Here is an 8779-nt window from a genome sequence, read left to right as displayed (position 1 = left end):
AGGAAGAACAGCGCCGCACCGATCACCGCGACGGCTGCGCTGGTGATGGCGGAGGCGAGACCCGACAGCGCGCCGGCAAGCGCCACGATGCCGACGAGCAACGGCGCGGGCGAGGGAGTGGGGATAAAGCGATCGAGGAGCATCGCCAGCAGCAGGGTTGCTGCCGTCAACACCGGACCGGAGATCGCACGCCATCCGAACCGCATGGACCAGTCTCGCTCCTCCCGAACGAGGTAAAACCGCAACTCTGACTGATGGTTGCGCCATTGCGATGTGTTTTCGTGCGGTGTGCCTAAGGCGCGCTTGCTTGCAAGTGTAAGGCTTTCGGATGATTTTAAACGAGGTGCGTGTGCTTGACGCGCTGTTGCTGCGCAGGCGCGTTCAGCGTCGACGGCCCCGGGCCCTTGCGGGTGCCGACGACAATCAGCAGCGACGCCGCGACCAGGATCGCCGCGGTCAGTGTGATTGCAACGACTACCACAGGTGATTTCATCGACGTCCTGTTGCGATGCCGGTGGGCGCGGGGCATGCAGCGCCTTGAAGGCTGGACCAGGATGAAACGGGAGTCAGACCGGCAGGCCCATCGCCATGGTCGCCTTGGTCGACAGCACCGTCAGGGTGACGATCAGGCACAGCGAGAGCGCGGCGACGGCGAGCGAGGCCGCGACCGCGTTGGTCAGTCGGGAAGACGCGACGGTATCGGGATGGCCGTGAAAGCCTGCCGTGCCGGACGCCCGTATCATGGTCTAAATCCCTCAACGCGCGAGCGAATCACCCGCGACTTTCTACAATTTCCCAGTTTCAACCGGCAATATTGCGGCGGCTCTCGCGATGAAAATGGCCAGATTGCGGCAAATATTACCTTTATACCCGCTATTTCCGCAGAGCAGGGCGGGCGACGTCAGGCGCTGGCGGCGATGCTGGCGGGATCGTCGATGTCGGCCGGCCGCCAGTCCATCGACACGAAGCCGGGAGCGGCTTCCACCCGCTTCAGCCAGTCCCGGATCGCAGGGAAGGCCTGGAGGTCGAAGTCGCAGCGGTCGGCCAGGTGGGTGTAGCCGTACAGCGCGATGTCGGCGACCGTGAGCTGGCGCGCGGCGAAATAGGCGTTGGTCTTGAGGTGGTTCTCCATCACCTGGAGCGCGCCATAGCCGCGCTCCATCCAATCTTCCAGCGAATGGGTCTGGAGGTCGCGGCCGCCCTTGACCAGCGACAGCCAGAAATAGGCGGCGCCGATGTTCGGTTCGAGCGCGTGCTGCTCGAAGAACATCCATTGCAGCGCCTCGGCACGGTCGATGCGGTTCTCGGGCGCAAGCGGAGTGCCGACGGCGACGTACCAGAGGATGGCATTGGATTCGGCGAGATAGCGGTCGTTGCCGACCTCGAGCAGCGGCACCTGTCCCGACGGGTTCTTGGTCAGGAAGTCCGGCGTGCGGCTCTCGCCGCGCAGAATGTCCACCTCGATCGCTTCGTAAGGCAGGTTGAGCAGTGCCAGCGCAAGGCGGACCTTGTAGCTGTTGCCCGAGCGTTGCATCGAATAGAGCTTGTACATTCCGGGAAGTTCGAATCCTAGGACGGGAATACGCGGCGCTCGTGACCCCGCGACGCGGCTAAACAATGATGCCGATGCGAATCCGCCGCAAGGGCCGGCCAATAGAAAAACTCGAAAACCCTACCGCACTGCAACGGTGCAGAAGATCATTTTCGCGCGACGCTGCAAATCAGATCACGCTTGCGTCAGCGCGTCGTGGCTTTGCTCTGCGGGATCGTGAAGCGGGTAGGGCATCGTAGACTATCGGGGACAAGTCCAATGCCTCAGCATCGTCATGGCCGGGCGGTCCCGGCCATCCACGTGTTGCCACACGGCACGAAGAACGTGGATGCGCGGGCCTTCGCCTCGCCGAAGCGGCTTCGGCCGCGCAGGCGGGGCAAGCCCAGGCATGACGGCGAGCGGTTTTCGTCGCAGCACCAAACACGCAAAATTGCTCCGAGGACACGCCTTGCCGGATATGAGCAAATCCGGAGGCAAAGTTGCGGAAAATTGCGGGACATCGTGCCTCGAAACGCGTCCCACCCGTAAGTTTTTCCGGGATCGGGCCGAAGTTTCTTGCGATGCAGCGGCTCACATTTTAGGGTGGACACATTCCCACAATCGGAGTCGTGAGACGAAAGGTTTCACGACGCTTGTCAGGAGATGACGATGTCCTTCCTTGCCGCTGCGCTCGACCGTGTGAAGCCGTCCGCGACCATCGCGGTCACGGATAAAGCACGCGCGCTGAAAGCGGCTGGCCGCAACGTCATCGGCCTTGGCGCCGGCGAGCCCGACTTCGACACGCCCGCCAACATCAAGCTGGCGGCGATCCACGCCATCGAGGCCGGCAAGACCAAGTACACCGCAGTCGACGGCATTCCCGAGCTGAAGGACGCGATCATCGCCAAGTTTCAGCGCGAGAACGGCGTCACCTACAAGCCGAACCAGATCATCGTCGGCACCGGCGGCAAGCAGGTGCTGTACAACGCGCTAATGGCCACCATCAATCCGGGCGACGAGGTGATCATTCCCGCGCCGTACTGGGTCAGCTATCCTGAAATGGTGGCGCTCGCCGGCGGCGAGCCGGTGCCGGTGGTCTGCACCGCCGCGACTGGTTTCAAGCTCCAGGCCGAAGCCCTCGAGCGCGCGATCACGCCGAAGACCAAATGGGTGATCCTGTGCTCGCCGTCGAACCCGACGGGAGCTGCCTACACGCGTTCGGAACTGAAGGCGCTCACCGACGTGCTGGTGAAGCATCCCCACGTCTGGGTGATGACCGACGACATGTACGAGCACCTCGTCTATGACGACTTCCAGTTCACCACTGTCGCGCAGGTCGAGCCGAAGCTCTACGACCGCACGCTCACCGTGAACGGCGTGTCGAAGGCCTATTGCATGACCGGCTGGCGCATCGGCTATGCCGGCGGCCCCGCGCAGCTGATCAAGGCGATGGCGACCATCCAGTCGCAGTCGACTTCGAACCCGTCCTCGATCGCGCAATGGGCCGCGGTGGAAGCTCTGAACGGTCCGCAGGACTTCATCCCCGCCAACAACAAGGTGTTCAAGGAGCGGCGCGACCTCGTCGTCTCCATGCTCAACCAGGCCAAGGGGATCGAATGCCCGCGTCCCGAGGGCGCCTTCTACGTCTATCCGTCCTGCGCCGGCACGATCGGCAAGACCGCGCCGTCGGGCAAGGTGATCGGCAATGACGAGGACTTCGTCACCGAGCTGCTTGAGACTGAAGGCGTCGCGGTGGTGCAGGGTTCGGCCTTCGGCCTCGGCCCGGCGTTCCGCATCTCCTACGCGACCAAGACCTCGGATCTCGAAGACGCCTGCAAGCGCATCCAGCGCTTCTGCGGCAATCTGCGGTAAGGCTGTCGCGACAAGCGGTGTCTTCTTCCCGCTCTTGTGGGATGGGAGTTCTCTCCGCGAGTCTGGAATCGTAGGGTGGGCAAAGGCGCACTTGCGCTGTGCCCACCGTCTCTCTCGATCGCAAAAAATGCGTGGGCACGCTTCGCTTTGCCCACCCTACGACATCTCCGAAAAGGCCCGCCTCCGGCGGGCCTTTTCGTTGTTTGCACGCTAATCCCCGTGCACGATCTGGCACGGCCACGGCTCTTGTGGCATAGACACGCAACGCGGGTGGAGCGCTCTCTGCTCGCACCACATCATCGCCGGAGATATTTCATGCGCCGTTCGTTCATCTTCGCCGGGCTCGCAGCCGCCAGCCTCGTTGCCTCCAGCGTGGGCGGCAGCGCGCAGCAGCAGCGGATGGCGCGGGTCGGTGTGCTCGAATGCCGTGGCGGCGCCAGTGTCGGCTTCATCGTGGGATCGGTGACCCATCTCGGCTGCGTGCTGCGCGCCGACGGCCTGCCCGACGATCGCTACGTCGCGACAATCCGCAAGGTCGGTCTCGACATCGGCATCACCCAGGAGACGGCTTTGGCGTGGGGCGTGTTCGCACCGGTCGATCGGCTCGGCCCGGGCGACCTCTCAGGCAACTACGCGGGCGCTCAGGGCAGCGCTTCGATCGGCGTCGGCCTTGGCGGCAACGTGCTGGTCGGCGGCTCCAACAATTCGATCGCGCTCCAGCCGCTCAGCGTGCAGGGTCAGGTCGGCCTCAACGTTGCCGCCGGCCTCGAGAGCCTGGAACTTCGTCCGGGCCGTTGAGCGCGCGACGACGGCGATGTCGGTTCACCTCTTCCCGCTGGGAGAAGTGGAACATTGCGCCGCTAAGACTTGATCTAACGGACGACGCACCGCAGCGACGTTTTGATGCTTGCCAAATCTCGGGGACGGGCAGAGCATCTGCGTTTGCCGACCCAATCATGGGCCGAGCTCCACACCAAGGAGGCGGCGAATGGGACAAGACGTCAGAAGTCCCCGAGGTCCCCGGTGCATCGCGCTGGTGGGCCCTTTCCAAAGCGGTAAAACCACACTTCTCGAAGCAATACTGGCGCGAACGGGCGCAATCCCGCGCGCCGGCAGCGTCGACGCCGGAACTTCCATCGGCGACGCGACCCCAGAGGCCCGTCATCACAAGATGACCGTCGGGCTGACTGCCGCCACCACGAGTTTCATGGGCGACAGCTACACCTTCCTCGATTGTCCCGGTTCCGTCGAGTTTGCCCACGACATGCGCGCCGCGCTGCCCGCGGTCGATGCCGCGATCGTGGTCTGCGAGGCCGACGAGAAGAAGCTGCCGCAGCTTCAGATTATCCTGCGCGAGCTGGAGGAGCTGAAGATCCCGCGTTTCCTGTTCCTCAACAAGATCGACCGTGCGAGCCAGCGCATCCGCGAGTCGCTCGCAATGCTGCAGCCCGCCTCCCGCGTGCCGCTGGTGCTGCGCCAGATCCCGATCTGGAAGGACGAACTGATCGAGGGCTTCGTCGATCTCGCGCTGGAACGCGCCTTCGTCTATCGCGAGCACAAGGCCTCCGAGGTGGTCGCGCTCGAAGGCGGCAATCTCGATCGCGAGAAGGAAGCCCGCTTCTCCATGCTGGAGAAGCTCGCCGATCACGACGATGCGCTGATGGAGCAACTGCTCGAGGACATCCAGCCGCCACGCGATGCCGTGTTCGACGATCTCGCCCGCGAGTTGCGCGAGGGGCTGATCTGCCCGGTGTTGCTGGGCGCCGCCGCGCGCGAGAACGGCGTGTTGCGTTTGATGAAAGCGCTGCGTCACGAGGCGCCGGGCATTTCGGAGACGGCAAAACGTCTCGGCGTTCCCGAGACCAGGGACGCGCTCGGTTTCGTCTTCAAGACGCTGCATTCGCAGCACGGCGGCAAGCTGTCGCTGACGCGACTGCTCGCCGGTCGTCTCGACGACGGTGCGACCTTGCAATCCTCCTCCGGCGGAGCGGGCCGCGTCTCCGGCATTCTTGCCGTCAACGGCTCCTACGACACCAAGCGCGCGGCGGCAGAAGCCGGCGACACGGTGGCGCTCGCCAAAGTCGATCCGATCAAGACCGGTGACACGGTCTCGAACGGCAAGACCCCGCCGGCGGCGCTCGCCGCCGCTGAACCGACGCCGCCGGTGCTCGCGATCTCGGTTGCGGCCACCGACCGCAAGGACGACGTCAAGCTCGGCCAGGCGCTGACACGGCTGCACGAGGAGGATCCCTCGCTCGTCATCGTGATGAACGCCCAGACCCACGACACCGTGCTGTGGGGACAGGGCGAGATGCATCTGCGCGTCGCCAGCGAGCGGCTGCGCGACCGCTTCGGCGTCAAGATCACCTCGCATCCGCCTGCGATCGGCTACCAGGAGACCATCCGCAAGCCGATCGTCCAGCGCGGCCGCCACAAGAAGCAGTCCGGCGGCCACGGCCAGTTCGGTGACGTCGTGCTCGACATCAGGCCGCTGCCGCGCGGCGAGGGGTTCAAGTTCGCCGAGAAGGTCGTCGGCGGCGCCGTGCCGCGCAACTACATCGGCGCGGTGGAAGAAGGCGTCGTCGACGGATTGACGCGTGGTCCGCTCGGTTTCCCCGTCACCGATGTGCAGGTGACGCTGACCGACGGCTCCTATCACAGCGTCGATTCCTCCGACCTCGCCTTTCGCACGGCGGCGCGGGTCGGGCTCAACGAAGGTCTGCCGCAGTGCCAGTCGGTGCTGCTGGAGCCGATCCACGTGGTCGAGATCGTCTGCCCGACCGACGCCACCGCCAAGATCAACGCGATCCTGTCGGCGCGGCGCGGCCAGATCCTCGGCTTCGACACCCGCGACGGCTGGAGCGGCTGGGACTGCGTCCGCGCCATGATGCCGGAAGCCGAGATCGGCGAACTGATCGTGGAACTGCGCTCGGCCACCGCCGGCGCCGGCAGCTTCACGCGCCAGTTCGACCACATGGCCGAGGTCACCGGCCGCGCCGCCGACCAGATCATCGCCGCACATCAACACGCGGCGTGATCGGTTTCGCGCAATACAATAAGAGAGGCGCACCTTCTCACGCCCTCTCCTCGCTCTTCGCGGGGAGAGGGTGGGGTGAGGGGCTGTTTCCGCGCGTGCTGCGTTTCATGTAGGCCTCGCCCCCTCCACGCGTCATTGCGAGCGAAGCGAAGCAATCCAGAGACTGTCTCTGCGGAGGCAGCCTGCATTGCTTTGTCGCAAGGGCCCCTCGCAATGCAATGACGGAGGAGACAGACGGGCAGCCACTTGCGTCCAGCCGCGAATGATGTATTATACATCATTGTATATGTCTTAGATATCATTTATAAGTGCTGGTAAGTGAGGCCACGGTGATCACGTCGTTTCAGATGCGGGCAGCCCGCGCGCTGCTTGGCATTGATCAGAAAGCCCTGGCCGAACTCGCCGGCGTTTCGCTGCCGACCATCCAGCGGATGGAAGCCAGCACCGGCAATGTGCGTGGCGTGGTCGAGACCCTGATCAAGGTGGTCGAGGCGTTCGACCGGGCCGGCGTCGAGCTGATCGGCGAGCAGGTCCGCAGCGACAGCGGCGGACGTGGCGTTCGCCTGAAGGAGCCCGGGCCGCCGCGCCGCGTCGGAGCATGATCGGACGGTGATCGTGTTCGGGATCAAGATGGGCTAGCGCATCGTCGCACCTCGGCAACACGGGACGCACGATGCTTCGGAGCATCGAGGGGCAGCGGAGCACTTTGCCGAGATGAGCATCACAAGCGATCACGCCAGCCGGCTGCATCAGCTGCGTCAGCCGACCTTTGCCGAACTGTATCTGCCAAAGCTCGTCACCGTCTGGCGTGAAGGCTACGGGCTATCGGACTTCCGCGCCGACGTCTTCGCCGGCCTGACGGTTGCGATCGTGGCGCTGCCGCTGTCAATGGCAATCGCGATCGCCTCGGGCGTGACGCCGGACCGCGGCCTCTACACCGCCGTCGTCGGCGGCTTCATCGCCTCGCTGCTCGGCGGCAGCCGGTTCCAGATCGGCGGACCTGCCGGCGCGTTCATCGTATTGGTCGCGGCGACCGCGGAGCGTCACGGCGCCGACGGCGTCATTCTCGCCACCATGATGGCGGGCCTGTTCCTGATCGCCGCGGGCCTGCTGCGGGTCGGCACCTACATCAAGTTCATTCCCTATCCGGTCACGGTCGGCTTCACCGCCGGCATCGCCGTGATCATCTTCGCGAGTCAGCTCCGCGATCTCGCAGGCATCACGCTCGCGGGGAAAGAGCCCAGCGAATTCGTGCCGAAGCTCGTTGCGCTTGCCGGCGGCCTCAACACCGTCAATCCGTCCGCCGTCGCGGTCGCCATCGTCAGCATCGCCATCATCGCGACCTTGCGCCGGTGGCGGCCGTCATGGCCCGGCATCCTGATCGCCGTCGTGTTTGCTGCGGTCGCCAGCAGCGTGCTGGCGCTCCCGGTCGAAACCATCGGCTCGCGCTTCGGCGGCATTCCGCGCGAATTGCCCTCGCCAGCCTTGCCGGCGTTCTCGATTGCGAAGGCGACCGCCGTGCTGCCGGATGCGATCGCATTCGCGCTGCTGGCCGCCATCGAATCGCTGCTGTCGGCGGTGGTCGCCGACGGCATGACCGGGCGTCGCCACCGCTCCAATTGCGAGCTGGTGGCGCAAGGCGCCGCCAATATGGGCTCCGCGCTGTTCGGCGGCATCTGCGTCACCGGACTGATCGCACGCACCGCGACCAACATCCGCGCCGGCGCGCGCGGGCCGCTCGCGGGCATGCTGCATTCGGTCTTTCTGCTGCTGTTCATGCTGATCGCTGCGCCGCTCGCAAGCTACATCCCGCTGGCTGCGCTGGCCTCAGTGCTGGTCGTGGTGGCCTGGACCATGGCGGAGAAGCAGGAATTCGCGACGCTGCTGCGCTCGTCATGGGGCGATGCAATCGTGCTGCTCGCGACCTTCCTGCTGACGATCTTCCGCGACCTCACCGAAGGCATCCTGGTCGGCTTCGCGCTCGGCGCGGTGCTGTTCATCCATCGCATGGCGGAGATGACGGGCATCGAGGAACGCTCGCCATTGGTCGCCGGTGATCGTCCCGACGACGGCAATGGCGATCGCGTTCCCTACGATCCTGCGCTTGCGGTCGATCGCGACGTGCTGGTCTACCGCATCACCGGTGCGTTCTTCTTCGGCGCGGCCTCCGCGATCGGGGGCGTGCTCGACGGGGTTGCCGACAAGCGCAAGGCGTTCGTGGTCGATTTCGCCGCGGTGCCGTTCCTGGATTCGACGGCGGCCAACGTGCTCGGCCGGGTCGCCGCCCAGGCGCACCGCCAGGGCATCCGGCTGTTCATCACGGGGGCTTCGCCCGCGGT

At 65.2% G+C, this 8779-nt stretch carries 8 protein-coding genes and 1 pseudogene; 5 read left to right on the top strand and 4 right to left on the bottom strand.

From position 1 onward, the window contains the following. From MOV74_RS23260 to MOV74_RS23245, 4 genes and pseudogenes are all read right to left on the bottom strand, one after another. Positions 1-206 (bottom strand): annotated as a pseudogene (locus MOV74_RS23260) (hypothetical protein); the annotation flags it as partial. Positions 207-334: 128 nt separating this feature from the next. Next, positions 335-493 (bottom strand): hypothetical protein, encoded by a 159-nt coding sequence (locus tag MOV74_RS23255; protein ID WP_246927483.1) that lies wholly within the window; start codon positions 491-493, stop codon positions 335-337. A 73-nt stretch (positions 494-566) separates the two neighbouring features. Further along, positions 567-743 carry a hypothetical protein gene (locus MOV74_RS23250; RefSeq protein WP_246927481.1) on the bottom strand — a complete coding sequence of 59 codons (177 nt, stop codon included), beginning with the start codon at positions 741-743 and terminating at the stop codon, positions 567-569. Positions 744-901: 158 nt separating this feature from the next. After that, complete coding sequence (locus MOV74_RS23245) at positions 902-1552, bottom strand: glutathione S-transferase family protein (RefSeq protein WP_246927478.1); 651 nt, start codon at positions 1550-1552, stop codon at positions 902-904. A 648-nt stretch (positions 1553-2200) separates the two neighbouring features. Here MOV74_RS23245 and MOV74_RS23240 point away from each other — a divergent pair. The 5 genes from MOV74_RS23240 to MOV74_RS23220 all read left to right on the top strand — a co-directional run. Continuing rightward, positions 2201-3403: a pyridoxal phosphate-dependent aminotransferase gene (locus MOV74_RS23240; RefSeq protein WP_063203616.1), complete on the top strand. Its 1203-nt coding sequence runs from the start codon at positions 2201-2203 to the stop codon at positions 3401-3403. A gap of 315 nt (positions 3404-3718) precedes the next feature. Further along, positions 3719-4201, top strand: a complete 483-nt coding sequence (locus tag MOV74_RS23235; RefSeq protein WP_246927476.1) for a DUF992 domain-containing protein — start codon at positions 3719-3721, stop codon at positions 4199-4201. A gap of 190 nt (positions 4202-4391) precedes the next feature. Continuing rightward, complete coding sequence (locus tag MOV74_RS23230; RefSeq protein WP_246927474.1) at positions 4392-6440, top strand: elongation factor G; 2049 nt, start codon at positions 4392-4394, stop codon at positions 6438-6440. 329 nt (positions 6441-6769) lie between these two features. Then, positions 6770-7042: a helix-turn-helix domain-containing protein gene (locus tag MOV74_RS23225; protein WP_246927473.1), complete on the top strand. Its 273-nt coding sequence runs from the start codon at positions 6770-6772 to the stop codon at positions 7040-7042. Positions 7043-7154: 112 nt separating this feature from the next. Continuing rightward, positions 7155-8779: SulP family inorganic anion transporter (locus tag MOV74_RS23220; protein ID WP_246927471.1), on the top strand; the 1625-nt coding region annotated here is incomplete at its 3' end.

This window comes from Bradyrhizobium sp. SHOUNA76 (genome assembly GCF_023006445.1).
GTDB lineage: Bacteria > Pseudomonadota > Alphaproteobacteria > Rhizobiales > Xanthobacteraceae > Bradyrhizobium.
Note: the sequence above shows the minus strand (reverse complement) of the source record. Positions and strands in the feature narration are given on the sequence as shown.

Bases quoted from the DNA above. Each gene is read 5' to 3' on its own strand.
- MOV74_RS23255 (WP_246927483.1), bottom strand. From the start codon at position 493: ATGAAATCACCTGTGGTAGTCGTTGCAATCACACTGACCGCGGCGATC.
- MOV74_RS23250 (WP_246927481.1), bottom strand. From the start codon at position 743: ATGATACGGGCGTCCGGCACGGCAGGCTTTCACGGCCATCCCGATACC.
- MOV74_RS23245 (WP_246927478.1), bottom strand. From the start codon at position 1,552: ATGTACAAGCTCTATTCGATGCAACGCTCGGGCAACAGCTACAAGGTC.
- MOV74_RS23240 (WP_063203616.1), top strand. From the start codon at position 2,201: ATGTCCTTCCTTGCCGCTGCGCTCGACCGTGTGAAGCCGTCCGCGACC.
- MOV74_RS23235 (WP_246927476.1), top strand. From the start codon at position 3,719: ATGCGCCGTTCGTTCATCTTCGCCGGGCTCGCAGCCGCCAGCCTCGTT.
- MOV74_RS23230 (WP_246927474.1), top strand. From the start codon at position 4,392: ATGGGACAAGACGTCAGAAGTCCCCGAGGTCCCCGGTGCATCGCGCTG.